The 14631-nt window shown below is 35.9% G+C and carries 14 protein-coding genes; 11 read left to right on the forward strand and 3 right to left on the reverse strand.

The window, feature by feature from the left end; all coding sequences use genetic code 11:
- The first annotated feature begins 77 nt into the window (after nt 1–77).
- The 3 genes from ACQUQZ_RS01975 to ACQUQZ_RS01985 all read left to right on the forward strand — a co-directional run bounded on the left by ACQUQZ_RS01975 (nt 78) and on the right by ACQUQZ_RS01985 (nt 3886).
- On the forward strand, nt 78–1328 hold the full coding sequence (locus ACQUQZ_RS01975; RefSeq protein ID WP_435353015.1) for a glutamate-5-semialdehyde dehydrogenase: 1251 nt from the start codon (nt 78–80) through the stop codon (nt 1326–1328).
- A 186-nt stretch (nt 1329–1514) separates the two neighbouring features.
- On the forward strand, nt 1515–3161 hold the full coding sequence (gene glgP, locus ACQUQZ_RS01980) for an alpha-glucan family phosphorylase (protein WP_435353016.1): 1647 nt from the start codon (nt 1515–1517) through the stop codon (nt 3159–3161).
- 182 nt (nt 3162–3343) lie between these two features.
- Nucleotides 3344–3886: a Uma2 family endonuclease gene (locus tag ACQUQZ_RS01985; protein ID WP_435353017.1), complete on the forward strand. Its 543-nt coding sequence runs from the start codon at nt 3344–3346 to the stop codon at nt 3884–3886.
- 38 nt (nt 3887–3924) lie between these two features.
- On the opposite strand, the gene ACQUQZ_RS01990 is transcribed toward ACQUQZ_RS01985, so the two are convergent.
- Nucleotides 3925–5265 carry an Nramp family divalent metal transporter gene (locus tag ACQUQZ_RS01990; RefSeq protein ID WP_435353018.1) on the reverse strand — a complete coding sequence of 447 codons (1341 nt, stop codon included), beginning with the start codon at nt 5263–5265 and terminating at the stop codon, nt 3925–3927.
- A 201-nt stretch (nt 5266–5466) separates the two neighbouring features.
- Here ACQUQZ_RS01990 and ACQUQZ_RS01995 point away from each other — a divergent pair, with 201 nt between their 5' ends.
- The 4 genes from ACQUQZ_RS01995 (at nt 5467) to ACQUQZ_RS02010 (ending at nt 9907) form a co-directional block, all read left to right on the forward strand.
- Nucleotides 5467–6135 (forward strand): metal-dependent transcriptional regulator, encoded by a 669-nt coding sequence (locus ACQUQZ_RS01995; protein WP_435353019.1) that lies wholly within the window; start codon nt 5467–5469, stop codon nt 6133–6135.
- Between the two features lie 16 nt (nt 6136–6151).
- Complete coding sequence (locus ACQUQZ_RS02000) at nt 6152–7252, forward strand: PDDEXK nuclease domain-containing protein (RefSeq protein WP_435353021.1); 1101 nt, start codon at nt 6152–6154, stop codon at nt 7250–7252.
- Between the two features lie 139 nt (nt 7253–7391).
- Nucleotides 7392–8471 carry an LptF/LptG family permease gene (locus tag ACQUQZ_RS02005; protein WP_435353023.1) on the forward strand — a complete coding sequence of 360 codons (1080 nt, stop codon included), beginning with the start codon at nt 7392–7394 and terminating at the stop codon, nt 8469–8471.
- 239 nt (nt 8472–8710) lie between these two features.
- Nucleotides 8711–9907: an argininosuccinate synthase gene (locus ACQUQZ_RS02010; RefSeq protein ID WP_435353025.1), complete on the forward strand. Its 1197-nt coding sequence runs from the start codon at nt 8711–8713 to the stop codon at nt 9905–9907.
- 74 nt (nt 9908–9981) lie between these two features.
- Here the strand turns inward: ACQUQZ_RS02010 and ACQUQZ_RS02015 are convergent, their stop codons facing one another.
- On the reverse strand, nt 9982–10713 hold the full coding sequence (locus ACQUQZ_RS02015; protein WP_435353027.1) for a copper homeostasis protein CutC: 732 nt from the start codon (nt 10711–10713) through the stop codon (nt 9982–9984).
- Between the two features lie 104 nt (nt 10714–10817).
- On the reverse strand, nt 10818–11525 hold the full coding sequence (gene gldA / locus ACQUQZ_RS02020; RefSeq protein ID WP_435353028.1) for a gliding motility-associated ABC transporter ATP-binding subunit GldA: 708 nt from the start codon (nt 11523–11525) through the stop codon (nt 10818–10820).
- 151 nt (nt 11526–11676) lie between these two features.
- Here gldA and ACQUQZ_RS02025 point away from each other — a divergent pair, with 151 nt between their 5' ends.
- The 4 genes from ACQUQZ_RS02025 (at nt 11677) to ACQUQZ_RS02040 (ending at nt 14585) form a co-directional block, all read left to right on the forward strand.
- Nucleotides 11677–12768 (forward strand): Gfo/Idh/MocA family protein, encoded by a 1092-nt coding sequence (locus ACQUQZ_RS02025; protein WP_435353030.1) that lies wholly within the window; start codon nt 11677–11679, stop codon nt 12766–12768.
- A gap of 32 nt (nt 12769–12800) precedes the next feature.
- A complete protein-coding gene (locus ACQUQZ_RS02030) occupies nt 12801–13376 on the forward strand; it encodes a Crp/Fnr family transcriptional regulator (protein WP_435353031.1) in 576 nt (191 codons plus the stop codon).
- Between the two features lie 62 nt (nt 13377–13438).
- Nucleotides 13439–13864, forward strand: a complete 426-nt coding sequence (locus ACQUQZ_RS02035; protein ID WP_435353032.1) for a darcynin family protein — start codon at nt 13439–13441, stop codon at nt 13862–13864.
- Entirely contained in the window at nt 13854–14585 is a 732-nt protein-coding gene (locus tag ACQUQZ_RS02040) for an SDR family oxidoreductase (RefSeq protein WP_435353033.1), read from the forward strand. The genes ACQUQZ_RS02035 and ACQUQZ_RS02040 overlap by 11 nt, the downstream gene beginning before the upstream one ends.
- Nucleotides 14586–14631: the final 46 nt, after the last annotated feature.

Consider the following 14631-nt stretch of genomic DNA (forward strand, 5'->3'; position numbering starts at 1 on the left):
ACCCCGTCAAAATTCGACTACGTCAGAATTTTGCCACCCCTCCTTTTTTAAGGAGGGGAAATTAACGTCTAAATATTATGACCTCCATTCTTCCTCTTTTACAAAAAACACAACAAGCGGCTGCCACAGTTCGTAGGCTTTCTGATGCTCAGAAAAGTCAATTACTTAATTATTTAGCTGAAATTGTAGAGCAATCGAAAGCTTTGATAATGTCTGAAAATCAAAAAGATTTAGACTTAATGGATAAAGCCGATGCAAAATATGACCGTTTACTTTTGAATGAAAATCGTATTCAAGGTCTGGCGGATTCTTTAAGAGAGGTAGCACTTCTACCCGACCCAACGGGTGAAATTTTGGTTGAAAGAAATCTTACTAATGGCTTGATTATCAAGAAGATAGCCGTGCCGATGGGTGTTGTAGGCGTTATTTATGAATCTCGTCCAAATGTTACGATTGATGTAGCTTCGCTGTGTTTGCGTTCGGGCAATGCTTGTGTGCTAAAAGGTGGAAAAGAAGCTCATTTTTCAAATCAATGTTTGGTTTCGCTTATTCATCAAGCATTAAATCAATTTGGTATTCCCAATGAAGCGGTTTTGCTTTTACCAACTGATCGAAAATTTACAGAAGAATTATTGAAAGCAACTCGCTTTGTAGATATTATTATACCACGTGGCTCAGATGCCTTGATTCAGTTTGTGCGTAAAAACTCACTCATTCCGACTATCGAAACTGGGGCTGGCGTAGTGCATACTTATGTTGAATCAAGTGCTGATTTGGAGAAAGCCAAAGAGATTATTGTCAATGCACGTGTTTCACGTCCGTCGGTTTGTAATTCTCTCGATTGTGCGATTGTCGATGAAGCAATTATTGAGCAATTTTTGCCGCTGTTAGTTGAAGATTTCAATAAATGGAATGTAGAAGTTTATGCTGATGATTCATCTTATGCTGTTTTTGAAAAAATTGGCTACGAAAAACTTCATAAAGCTCAAGAAGAAGATTTTGGCAAAGAATGGTTAGATTATAAAATTTCTATCAAAACCGTCAAAAATATTGGTGAAGCACTGGCACATATTCAAGCATTTTCTTCCAGACATTCAGAAGCAATTTTGACTAAAAATCAAGTTTTTGCGGAAAGATTCCTTTCAGAAGTTGATGCCGCTGCAGTTTATCACAATGCATCTACAAGATTTACCGATGGTGGACAATTTGGTTTAGGAGCAGAAATAGGTATTTCTACACAAAAATTGCACGCACGTGGCCCTTTTGCTCTCGAAAAATTAGTTACTGAAAAATGGGTTGTTTTGGGTGATGGACAGGTGAGATGGTGAGGCGAATTACGAATGACGATTTACGAATGACGAATTGGAGGCTGAACGAATCGGACTGCAGAAGCTGCTAATGTATAAATTGTTGATAATCAGCTACTTGCACTCTTTCTATTCGTAAATCGTCATTCGTAAATCGTAATTCCAGTTTTTTTTCTACTTTTGTCATAGAAAATAAACCTATGAAAAATGAAAAATCTTCCTGAGCAGTTTGCTCATCCTTATGCTTTTGCCCCAAAGTTCAAAAAATCCGCTGTTTATTTCTCAATGGAATTTGCCATTGACCAAGCTCTCAAGACCTATTCGGGTGGTTTAGGCTTTTTGGCTGGCTCGCACATGCGAAGTGCTTACCAGACCAAACAAAACCTCGTAGGCATAGGTATTCTTTGGAAATTTGGCTATTATGACCAAGTTCGCAATACTGATAATAGCATGGCGGTACAATTTCGTGAGAAAATGTATAGTTTTTTGAAAGATACAGGCGTGCGTTTCCAAATGAATATTCAAAACAGAGCAGTTTGGGTTGCGACATATTTTCTTCCGCCGACCACTTTTGGTACTGTACCAATGTTTTTCATGACAACCGATACCGATGGCAATGATACTTGGGCGAGGTCACTCTCTTACCATCTTTATGATGCTGATGCCTCTACAAAAGTAGCTCAGTGCATGATTTTAGGTATTGGCGGAATGACTTTTTTAGATAAAATCAACTACGAACCAGACGTTTATCATTTTAATGAGGCTCATGCACTTTCAGGAGCATTTCATTTATACAAAAAATTTGGAAAAGTTGCTGATGTAAAAAAACGTTTAGTTTTCACAACGCATACACCCGAAGAAGCTGGAAATGAAAAGCATGACATAAAAATGCTTGAAAATATGAATTTCTTTGATGGTGTACCAATGAATGAGGTAAGTAAAATTTCAGGAATCAAAGATAGTGTGTTTAATCATTCTTTGGTTGCTTTGCGTTTGAGTAGGAAAGCCAATGCCGTTTCAAAACTTCATGGGGATGTTTCTCGTAAAATGTGGGGCGGTTATGATGGTATTTGTGAAATTACGCACGTAACCAATGCCCAAAATAACCTTTATTGGGCTGATGAAATCTTAGAAAAAGCACGTAAAAAAGGAGATATAAAAACCATTACTGCCCGCAAAAAAGAACTAAAATCAGTACTTTTTAAAACGGTTGCCGATCAAGCAGGTAAAATTTTCGATCCAAATGTATTGACAATTATTTGGGCAAGACGTTTTGCTGCCTATAAACGCCCCGAATTATTGACCAGAGACAGAGAGCGTTTTGCACGTTTGATGAATAATTCAAAATACCCGATTCAGTTTATTTGGGCAGGGAAACCTTATCCTTTTGATGGGGGGGCAATTAATACGTTCAATCAACTGTATTATTTAAGTCACTTATACCCAAATATGGCGGTGTTGACTGGGCATGAGTTAAGTCTTTCAAAACTCATCAAAGATGGCTCGGATGTTTGGCTCAATACGCCTATCGTTACTCGTGAAGCGTCAGGAACGAGTGGAATGACTGCAGCAATGAATGCTTCGCTTAACTTTTCGACATTTGATGGTTGGGTTTGTGAATTTGCTAATGAAAGTAACTCATTTATTGTGCCAGAAGCACCACATTCGCCTGAGTGGGAGCGAGACAATACCGACATCAGCAATATGCTCGATATGCTCGAAAACAAGATTTTACCGACATATTATGACAAACCAGCCGATTGGCAAAAAATGGTTTTACAAAGCATGAATGATGTAAATGCCTTCTTCGATTCTGATCGCATGGCAGCGGAGTATTATGAAAAGGTTTATTGATGAATGCTGTTGTCTGTGAGGACACAGACAATGGCAAATATATAAAAAGCCTCATTTGAAATTCTCAAATGAGGCTTTTAAGTATTTGATAGTCAAGGAATTAAATTAAGAAATTAAAAAATAACGCTTGAAAAAACGTTTTAAATGATTTTTGCTTAAATTTGAATATAAATATTATTGATATGGTCAAAAATAATGAAGTAATATTACCACGCACCTTAGCTGAGTTTCAGGATTGGGAACCAAATGATGGTTTCAAATATGAATGGAATGATGGCGAATTGATTCAATTTACTGGAATGAACAACCGACAACTTAAAATTTACGACGCACTTCTTAGACTATTTATTGAGAAAGGCTATATTCAATTAGGCACATTTGTAGCAGAGTATGATGTAATGCTCACAGGAATACAAATGAGAAGACCAGATATAGCTTATCTTTCAAAAGCTCAAGTATTAGAGGCTGATAAGGGTGAAGACCCTATTCCTGAATTTACTATTGAAATTATCTCAGGTAATGATAATATCAATAAAGTTGAAGCTAAAATTAAGGAATATTTTAAGGCTGGAGTAAAGGTCGTTTGGTTGATTTTTCCAGAAGAAAAATCAGTTCATGTTTATACTTCTCGTCGTGATGTGAAAATTTGTATTGAAAATGATATTTGCTCGGCAGCACCCGTTTTGCCAGAATTTGAAATTGGTGTTGATGCGTTGTTGGGGTGAGTTTAATAAGGCTTTGTTTTAAACAAAGCCTTATTAAATCAAAAAATCGTATCAAAAAGCAAATAACTATTCAAAGCAATGATAATGAAAGTTACAACCCAAGCCGTATATTTTACATAAGCAGGGTTGGCAAATTCTCCCATTTTGAGCTTATCAGAGGTAAACATTACCAAAGGTACAACCGCAAAACTTAATTGCAAAGACAAAATCACTTGGCTTAAAACCAATAAGTCAGAAGTACCTTTTTCTCCATAAATTATCGCTACAATCAAAGCAGGAATAATTGCTAAAAGCCTGGTAATCAGTCTTCTCAGCCACGGTTTTAGTTGAATGTTCAAGAAGCCTTCCATGATTATTTGTCCTGCAAGTGTACCTGTAAGCGTAGAATTTTGTCCTGCTGCTAATAAAGCGACTGCAAAAAATAATCCTGCTAATTTTACTCCCAAAATTGGGTCGAGCAGATGGTAAGCAACTGTAATATCTGCTACTTCTTTATTGCCAGTAAAGTGAAAAGTGGCAGCCGCCATTATCAAAATAGCAGCATTGATAAAGAAAGCGATAAACAAAGAAGCCGTCGAATCAATTGTAGCAAATTTAATGGCACTCTTTTTAGCAGCGTGTGTATTTTCAATTTTTCGGGTTTGAATAATACTTGAATGCAAATAAAGGTTGTGTGGCATCACGGTTGCACCCAAAATCCCGATGGCGATATAAAGCATTTCGGGGTTAGTAACAATCTGACTGCTCGGAATTAAACCTTTTGACAGAGCAACAATATTTGGTTGAGAAGCTAATATTTCATAGCCAAAACACAAGGTAATGATCAAAATCAAGCCACCAACAATGACTTCAATGATACGAAAACCTTTGTTTTGTAGAAATAAAATAAAAATCACATCAATTGCAGTTATCACAACTCCATAAGTAAGCGGAATATTGAATAGTAAATTTAAGGCAACTGCTGCCCCGATAACTTCTGCCAAATCACAAGCGGCAATGGCAATTTCTGCCAAAACCCATAGCATCAAAGATACAGGTCTTGAATAAGCATCTCGGCAGGCCTGTGCCAAATCTCTTCCTGTGGCAATGCCTAATTTGAGCGATAAATGTTGCAAAAGCATGGCAAAAAGGTTAGAAATCAGAATGACTGAAAGCAAAGTATAACCAAATTTTGCACCACCCGCAATATCAGTTGCCCAGTTACCAGGGTCCATATAACCTACGGCAACCATCAAACCTGGCCCAGTGAATGCTGCTAACTTTTTCCAAAAACTCCCATGTTTTGGCACATTTATCGTACCATGAACTTCGGGTAAGGAAAGATTACTTGTGGTTGATTTCCAAACCTTGTTTTCGTTTATATTGACTACATTTTCCATTTTTCGATAATACTTTATATATTTTGATACAAACATAAAACAAAAAGTTTGTTTATCAAAATATATTTTTAGGTTTGTCTAAATTTTGTTTGATTAGACTAAAAATGTAAATTGCAAAAACTTTGGCAGTCGCTTATCGACAGTCAGCAATCGACTATTTTTTAACCATCTACTCATGGTCTATTGACTGTGGACTAAAACATGATTTCCTTCACCGAAGAAAACTACTTAAAAATCATTTATTTGCTAACCGAGCGGAACGGTGGTAATGAAGTGAGTACCAATGAGTTAGCCGAGCATACGCAAACCAAAGCGGCATCGGTGTCGGATATGCTACGCAAGTTGGCAGAGAAAAGCTATATCAATTATCGTAAATATCAAGGTGTAACACTTACGGTTGAAGGGCAACAAATTGCTTTGGCGGTAATTCGTAAGCACCGACTTTGGGAGGTTTTTTTGGTAGAAAAGTTAGGCTTTGGTTGGGACGAAATACATGATATTGCCGAGCAATTGGAGCATATTGATTCAAAAGAATTGACTGAAAGTTTAGATAAATTTCTGGGAAGCCCCAAATTCGACCCACATGGCGATCCTATTCCCGATGCTAAAGGAAAAATGCCATCGGTTAGTTATCAAAAATTATCAGAAGTGCCATTGAATCAATCGGTGGTGATGATGGGTGTTTCAGTACACTCACCTGCTTTTTTACAGCATCTTGATAAACATCAAATTACACTCGGGTGCAGTCTTAAAGTGTTGGAAATCAGCGAGTTTGACAAATCATTTGGCATTTTATTGAATGAAAACACTTCTCTTTTTGTGAGTAATGAAGTAGCAAGGAATTTATTGGTGAAAGCTCAAAATGCGTAAACTAAGCTAAAAATCTATGAATTTTGACTACCTTATTCAGAACATCACAACAACTGATAAAGTTTTACACACCGAAGCTGCAAAAGCTATCAATAAAGCCTTAACTGCCCGCAATTGGCTCATTGGTTTATATATCGTGGAGTTTGAGCAAAATGGTGAAGACAGAGCAAAATATGGCAAAAAGCTACTTGAAAATCTTGCTAAAAAACTTAATTCAAAAGGCTTATCTTTTAGAAATTTGAAGTTGTTTAGACAGTTTTATTTGGAGTTCCCTCAATTATCAGAGCCAATTAAATTGTATCTAGTTTCTCAATCAAGTACACTAAAATTGAGTAACTCAATTGGGCAATCATTGATTGCCCAATTACAAGTAGTTGATAGTCAATTAAATACATTAAAACCTCAACAAATATTTGATGGACTTTCTTATACTCATTTAACAGAACTCCTTCATATAAAAGAGCCTTTGAAACGTACATTTTATGAAATGGAATGTATCAAAGGTGTTTGGACACATCGTGAACTGCAAAGGCAAATCCACTCACTTTATTTTGAACGAATGGGCTTATCTGCACAACCCGAAAAGTTGGCAACATTAGTACAAAATAAAAATATTCCTGCAACACCCATTGACCTAATTAAAGACGAACATATTTTTGAGTTTTTGGGTCTATCACATCAATTATTAGAAGAATCAACGCTTGAAAATGCTTTGCTCGACCATCTCCAAGAATTTATGCTTGAGTTAGGAAATGGCTTTTGTTTGGAGGCTCGCCAAAAACGAATCCTGATAGGTGAAGAATATTACTATCTTGATTTACTATTTTACCATAAAATTTTGAAGTGCCAAATTCTAATAGATTTAAAAGTAGAAAAATTTAACCACGCTCATGCTGGACAAATGACTACTTATTTGAATTACTTCAAAGAAACGCAAATGACCGAGGGTGATAACCCACCGATTGGCATTTTGCTTGTTACAGAAAAAGATAAAGCCTTAGTACACTTTGCAACTGCTGGAAACGATAATCTTCTCGTAAGTAATTATCAACTTTATTTACCTACTAAAGAGCAGTTAGAAGAGTTTATAGAAAAAGAAATGAAATTATTGGAGTAATCTTTCTTTAATTTCTATGTTTTGATTTTAGCATAATAATACGTTAATACTTCTTAATAAAGTAAATAGGCAAAATGCAATGTTTATCTTTGCAAATAAAATATAAATCTCCCATCAGGAGCTGGGGGTGGTTGGACTTATGAAAATTCTTGATAAATATTTAATCAAACGCTTTCTCAAAACATATTTTTTTGCAGTTTTAGTTATCGTGCTTATCATCATGGTGATTGATTTTGTAGAAAAAAATGATGATTTTATTCAGAAAAAAGCTCCCATGCGAGCAATTTTGCTGTCTTATTATGCCAATCTTGCTCCTTATTGGGCCAATTATATCAGTCCGTTGATGATTTTTATCTCGACGGTTTTCTTTACTGCACAAATGGCTGCTCACTCCGAAATCGTGGCGATTTTGAGTAGTGGGACGAGTTTCAGAAGATTAATGGTTCCTTACATAATGGGAGCATCGGTCATTGCGGTATTATCTTTTGCAATGGTTGGTTGGATTTTGCCCCGAGCCAATAAGGTCAGGCTTGCTTTTGAAAGCGTATATATCAATGATAAGTTTTACTTCTCCGATCGAGATTTTCATACTGCTGTTGCTCCCAATACTTATGCCTACATGTCGAGTTACAATAATGAAACCAAGACTGGCTATGATTTTACGCTCGAAAAAATTGTTAATAATAAATTGATTGAAAAACTTTCTGCCAAACGAATCGAATGGAATGATAGTACAAAACGCTGGAAAATTTCAGATTATAAAATTCGTACTTTGGGGATTATGAAAGATAAAATGGTTTATAACATTGCATCAAAAGATACCGTAATCAATTTATCTCCAAGTGATTTTGAAAGTGATCGAAATGTCTATGAAACATTCACTATTCCTGAGTTACAAGATAAGATAGCACTAATTAGAAGCAGAGGAGCAGAAGGAATTGAGACTTTTCAGATTGAGTTTTATCAACGTATAGCTACTCCTTTTGCAGTAATTATTCTGTCATTGATGGGCTTAATCGTTTCAGCTCGGAAGGCACGTGGGGGCGTTGGCTTTCAGATTGCCATTGGCTTTGTGTTGGCGTTTGTTTATATTCTCTTCTATATCATGTCAAAAGGTATTGCTGAATCAGGGAATATGCCACCCATCTTAGCCGTCTGGCTGCCAAATATAGTCTTCGGCACTATCGGAACGATCATGTATTTTACTGTTCCAAGATAGGTCAATTGGTGAATGAGTAATTTAGTGAATGTGTGATTAATTAAGTTCCATACCATGCCTTTTGTTCACAATAATAATACATGAAACGAAAACACAATAATGTGTGATTTGTAAAGGTAAAATCACACATTCACTAAATCACACATTCACTCATTGTATTTACCCTCAATAAGTCCTATTTTTGTGGGAAATTTTGTTGAATTCTAAAAATATGCTCATTTTAGAGCAAATTCTGGCTTATGAAAGTTGTTTTGGCATACAGTGGAGGTTTGGATACTTCTTTTTGTGTAAAATATTTGACCGAGGATTTGGGTCATGAAGTTCATTCTGTATTGGTTGATACAGGTGGATTTACGGAAGACGAAATAAAAGATGTTGAGAAAAAAGCTTATGAATTGGGTGTAAAAAACCATTTTACAGCTCGCATGGTAGATGAATATTACCAAAAATGTATTCGTTACTTGGTTTATGGCAATATCTTGAAAAATAATACTTACCCACTTTCAGTAAGTGCTGAGCGTATGTTTCAGGCAGTGGCGGTAGCAGAATATGCCAAACAAATAGGAGCAGAAGCCGTAGCTCACGGAAGTACAGGTGCAGGAAATGACCAAGTGCGTTTTGATATGGTTTTCAGAATCGTATTACCAAATGCAGAGGTAATTACCCCAATTAGAGATTTGAAACTATCTCGTGAAGCAGAAATAGAATACTTAAAATCGAAAGGTGTGGTGCGTGAATGGCACAAAGCTGCTTATTCAATCAATAAAGGTTTGTGGGGAACATCGGTTGGCGGTCGTGAAACATTAAATTCGTATGAATTTTTGCCAGAAAGTGCGTTTCCTACTCAAGTAAGCAAAACAGACACAGAAGAAATTGCCTTAAAATTTGTAAATGGAGAGTTGAAAGGTGTAGCTGGCGAAAGTTTCGAAAATCCTGTTCAGGCTATCCGTCGTTTGTCGGAATTGGCTTCTCCTTATGGTATTGGCCGTGATATTCACGTGGGAGATACCATCATCGGAATCAAAGGACGCGTAGGGTTTGAGGCCGCAGCTCCATTGATCATCATCAAAGCTCACCACTTATTAGAAAAACACGTTTTGTCGAAATGGCAACAATATTGGAAGCAAAACTTGGCCGAATGGTACGGAATGATGCTCCATGAAGGACAATTCTTAGAGCCTTTGATGCGTGACATTGAGAAGTTCTTGGAAAGTATGCAATCGCACGTAACTGGCGAAGTACGTGTACATTTAGCTCCATATAATTTCCAATTATTAGGCATAAAATCAGATTACGATTTGATGTCACCAGTATTTGGTAGCTATGGCGAAATGAACAATGCTTGGAGTGGAGATGATGTAAGAGGCTTCTCAAAAATCATGTCGAACCAAGTAATGATTCATCAAAAGATTGCAGAACTGGCTGAGAAGAAATAGTTGATAGTCAATTGACGACTGAGTACAAAAACTCAAACAGTTTTAATATTTTAGGCATACGTTTCAGCGTGTGCCTATTTTTTTAATATTTCCACCACCGCTTTACATTTCTCAAAATCAGCTTCATAAATCTCATATTCATTTGTGAGGGCAGCACTTGCCATACTCACATCTGGTTTTCGGAAAATCATTTTACTTTCTTGAATTCCCTTACCTGTCATGTGTAAAGCATGTACACCGACCGACAAAAACTGTTGAGCATTTTGTGAACTTACGCCACTTCCTGCCATTATTTCGATGCGATTATTTGACTTTTCGACCAAAGTTTTGAGCAAATCAAGGCCTTCAAGTGCTATATTTTTTTGTCCAGAAGTCAAAATTCTTTTGCAACCACAAGCAATAATATCTTCTAAAGCCAAGATGGGGTCTTTTGCAACATCAAATGCTCGGTGAAAGGTAACTTTTAGTGGAGCTGCCAAGTTTACTAACTCGGTATTTCGGGCAATATCAACACTTCCATCAGGATTTAAAATTCCGAAAACTACGCCATCTGCACCTAAACTTTTTGCTGTTAAAATATCTTGTTTCATTACTTCAAATTCGGTATCTGAATAGCAAAAATCCCCTCCACGTGGGCGAATCATGACAAATAATTGAATGCTTAGATGTTTGCGAGCCAAGCTAATCAGACCAGCCGAAGGCGTTGTGCCACCTTCAAACATTCCACCACATAATTCAACACGTCCAGCCCCTGCTTTTTGAGCTGTTAGGCAAGATTCTAAAGAAAAACTACAAATTTCGAGCATTCGACAGGATTAAAAAGATTTGTAAGATTAAAGGATTTAGATTATAAAAGTTACTTTTATGTAAAAAAGACATTCGTCATTCGATTAATTCGTCATTCCATTTTTCATGCTGTTAATTCACGGAAAACATCTTCAATGCCTTTTCCATCTTTTTTTAGTTCAGAAAGTGTGCCATTAGCAACAATTTTTCCACGATTAATAATAATCACTCGGTCGCAAATCGCTTCTACTTCTTGCATGATGTGTGTACTGAAAATCACGGTTTTATCTTTCCCCACCGACTTTATCAAATCTCTGATTTCAACCAATTGATTAGGGTCAAGACCCGTTGTTGGTTCGTCCAAAATTAAGACATCAGGATTATGAATCAATGCTTGTGCAAGTCCTACACGCTGGCGATATCCTTTTGATAATTGACTAATTTTCTTATGCTTTTCTAAGCCTAAACCCACCATTTCGATAGTTTCGGCTACTTTTATTTGAAGTGTTTTTCCTTTTAATCCATAGAGCGAACCTGCAAATTCCAAGAACTCACGCACATACATATCCAAATACAGAGGATTATGCTCGGGCAAATAACCAATACTACTTTTGACTTGTAAGGGTGAGGTTTTTACATCAAATCCATTCACTTCGGCCGAACCTTCTGTAGCTGGTAAATAGCCTGTTAAGATTTTCATGGTAGTCGATTTTCCCGCACCATTGGGGCCAAGAAAACCAACAATTTCACCTTTGGAAACTTCAAAAGAAATATTATTAACAGCTCGCTGTGTGCCGTAAGTTTTGCTCAAATTTTGAATTTTGATTGACATTTTTTAGTCGATAGTCCACTGACAACAGTCAATAGTATTAAAAGTTTTCTTTTATAACGCAAAAATAGACTTTCTAATGAAAACTTTTCTCAAAAAATAGACTTGATACTACTTTTTAGTTAAATTTGATATATTCAACCTTAAAATTACTATGAAAAACTTCCTTTTTTTATTCCTCTTTTTAATTATTAGCCTTTCATATGCCCAAGATAAGCCTGTAAGAATGGGCATTGCGGGCATGACACACGACCATGTTTATCAAATTTTGAATAAACCCAATCGTACGGGTGTCGAAATAATAGGTTTTTCCGAACCTAATAAAGAATTGGCTTTGAGATTATTGAAAAAATATAATCTACCCGAATCGCTTTGGTATGCCAGTCTGGACGAAATGCTGGAAAAAGCAAAACCCGAAGCTGTTTGTGATTTTAGAAGCATCATCGAGCATCTTGAAACTGTGCAAAAATGTGCTCCAAAAGGCGTACACGTAATGGTTGAAAAACCTTTGGCAGTAAATTTTGCTCATGCTATTCAAATGGAGGCTTTGGCAAAAAAACACAACATTCAGCTTTTGACCAATTATGAAACTACATGGTATGCAAGCAATCACCAAGCGTATGAAATGATTCACGAACAAAATGCCATCGGTGACATTAGAAAAGTTGTTATTCATGATGGACATAGTGGGCCAAAAGAAATTGGTGTGAGCAAAGAGTTTTTTAGTTGGCTGACCGACCCAGTAAAAAATGGCGGTGGAGCAATCATTGATTTTGGTTGCTACGGAGCAGATATTATGGCGTGGCTTATGAAAGGTGAAAGACCAACTTCGGTGACGGCCGTTACACAGACAAACAAGCCAGATATTTACCCAAATGTGGATGATGAAGCGACGATAATTGTAACATACCCAAAAGCACAAGGTATTTTTCAAGGCTCATGGAACTGGCCATTTGATAGAAAAGATGTGGAAATTTATGGTAAAACTGGCTATATTTTTGCTGACAGAACTGCCGAAATGACTGTCAGAAAAGGTGATAGAAATGCTCCACCAGCCGCAAAAATGCCTGTAAAACCTTTAGAAACACCAATGAATGATGCTTTTACCTATTTTGCAGCGGTTGCACGTGGCAAAGTAAAATCAGAAAATGATTTGGGTTCTTTAAAAATCAATATGGTGGCTATGGAAATCTTAGACGCTGCCGTGAAATCTTCAAAAACTGGGAAAACAATTCAATTGAAATAGTTTCATGTCAACACTTTTTAGAAAAGTATCAAGTGAAAGAATTAGAAATATTTATCAATAGCATTTCGCCTATCAGTCAACATACATGGGAACAAGTAATGCCTCTTTTTTCAGCATTTGAACTGAAAAAGGGGCATTATTTTATAGAACAAGGTCAAATGGCTACTAAAATTGGTTTTCTACAAAGCGGTATCGTTAGAGCTTTTTATCGCAATGATGAAGGTGTAGAATATAACAAGCATTTTTTTGTCCCTAACTCATTTGTAGGAGGATACGCTTCATTTATTACAGGTAAACCCAACCAAATTATTCAACAAGCTTTAACCAATTGCCATATTTTGGTTGCTGATTATGCAAAATTTTCAAAATTATTCGACAATCATTCTGATTTGGAAAGAACGGCAAGAAAATTAGCCGAAATCTTTTTTGTAAACAAAGAAGGAAGAGAAATCGAAATAGTTTTATTGGATGCCGAAACAAGGTATGGCATTTTTCAAAAACAGTTCCCCGATTTAGAGCAAATCATTCCACAATATCATATCGCTTCATATTTAGGAATCACTCCTACGCAGTTGAGCCGAATCAGAAGAAAATTAACTAAACGCTGATTTTCTTTACCTATGTAAATGCCTTCAAGTATTGAGCTTCATAATTTTGTAAGAAAAACTAAATGAAAAATCTATTTTTAACATTTTTATTTCTTGCTATAATCACTCCATTGCTTGCTCAAAAAAATATGAAAACTCCCAAACCTTATACCATTTTGGTATTAATGAATGCTTCGTCTAAATGGCTATCACTTACAAGAGATGAGAGAAACAAATATTTTGAAAAAAAAGTAATCCCGATTTTCGAGAAAGTAAGTAAATCTGTCAATGTTCGCTTATTTGATAGCGAATATTTTCATGCGAAAGTTTCAGATTTTATGATTGTTTCAACGAGCAATTTGGATGATTATAAACTCTTTATTGAACTTTTGCGAGATACAAAAATTTATGGCGAACCGTATTTTGATATAGTCGATATAATTGTTGGGCAAGAGGATGCTTTCTTGGATTTTAATGAATTATTGAAAAAAGAAAACGATGAGAAATAATCAAAATACCATACTAATTACTGGTGGAACATCAGGAATTGGACTTGAATTAGTAAAACAATTTTATGAATTAGGTAATAAAATGATAGTTACTTCGAGTAATTTATCAAACTTAGAAGCCTTAAAACTACAATTTCCAGCGATAGAAATTGTAGTTTGTAACTTGGCAGACCAAAATTCAGTTCAGCAACTTATCCAAAAATGTTTGGCAGAATTCCAAGAAATTAATGTTTTGCTTAATAATGCAGGTATTCAGTATAATTATTATTGGATAGATGAAAAAGATGGATTGAACAAAATTAATGAAGAAGTAGCAGTAAACTTTACTAGTCCAATGCAACTTATTTATGGACTTTTACCAATTCTGAAAAATCAATCAGAGGCTGTAATAATCAATGTTTCATCAGGTTTGGCATATACTCCCAAGAAATCAGCCCCAATTTATTGTGCTACAAAAGCAGCCATTCATAACGTAACAAAGGCTTTACGTTATCAGCTTGAAAATACAAATATTAAAGTTTTTGAGATTATCCCACCTTTAGTTGAAACTAAAATGACCGAAGGTCGTGGTAAAGGGAAAATTACACCTAAACAATTGGTTGATGAATTTATGACTAATTTTACAAATAATCGATTAGAGAGTAATATTGGTAAAACTAAAGTTTTGCGTCTAATTCAACGCATATCACCAGCCTTAGCCGATAAAATAATGAAAGGTTGATAGTTAAATAACTATGGAAATGAGAAGCTTCCCATTTCCATAGAAT

The sequence above is a fragment of the Emticicia sp. SJ17W-69 genome, from assembly GCF_051209875.1.
Classification (GTDB): Bacteria; Bacteroidota; Bacteroidia; order Cytophagales; family Spirosomataceae; genus Emticicia.

What these genes read in the sequence shown, in the direction of transcription:
- ACQUQZ_RS01975 (WP_435353015.1), top strand. Translation starts at nt 78, where the DNA reads ATGACCTCCATTCTTCCTCTTTTACAAAAAACACAACAAGCGGCTGCC.
- glgP (WP_435353016.1), top strand. Translation starts at nt 1,515, where the DNA reads ATGAAAAATCTTCCTGAGCAGTTTGCTCATCCTTATGCTTTTGCCCCA.
- ACQUQZ_RS01985 (WP_435353017.1), top strand. Translation starts at nt 3,344, where the DNA reads ATGGTCAAAAATAATGAAGTAATATTACCACGCACCTTAGCTGAGTTT.
- ACQUQZ_RS01990 (WP_435353018.1), bottom strand. Translation starts at nt 5,265, where the DNA reads ATGGAAAATGTAGTCAATATAAACGAAAACAAGGTTTGGAAATCAACC.
- ACQUQZ_RS01995 (WP_435353019.1), top strand. Translation starts at nt 5,467, where the DNA reads ATGATTTCCTTCACCGAAGAAAACTACTTAAAAATCATTTATTTGCTA.
- ACQUQZ_RS02000 (WP_435353021.1), top strand. Translation starts at nt 6,152, where the DNA reads ATGAATTTTGACTACCTTATTCAGAACATCACAACAACTGATAAAGTT.
- ACQUQZ_RS02005 (WP_435353023.1), top strand. Translation starts at nt 7,392, where the DNA reads ATGAAAATTCTTGATAAATATTTAATCAAACGCTTTCTCAAAACATAT.
- ACQUQZ_RS02010 (WP_435353025.1), top strand. Translation starts at nt 8,711, where the DNA reads ATGAAAGTTGTTTTGGCATACAGTGGAGGTTTGGATACTTCTTTTTGT.
- ACQUQZ_RS02015 (WP_435353027.1), bottom strand. Translation starts at nt 10,713, where the DNA reads ATGCTCGAAATTTGTAGTTTTTCTTTAGAATCTTGCCTAACAGCTCAA.
- gldA (WP_435353028.1), bottom strand. Translation starts at nt 11,525, where the DNA reads ATGTCAATCAAAATTCAAAATTTGAGCAAAACTTACGGCACACAGCGA.
- ACQUQZ_RS02025 (WP_435353030.1), top strand. Translation starts at nt 11,677, where the DNA reads ATGAAAAACTTCCTTTTTTTATTCCTCTTTTTAATTATTAGCCTTTCA.
- ACQUQZ_RS02035 (WP_435353032.1), top strand. Translation starts at nt 13,439, where the DNA reads ATGAAAAATCTATTTTTAACATTTTTATTTCTTGCTATAATCACTCCA.
- ACQUQZ_RS02040 (WP_435353033.1), top strand. Translation starts at nt 13,854, where the DNA reads ATGAGAAATAATCAAAATACCATACTAATTACTGGTGGAACATCAGGA.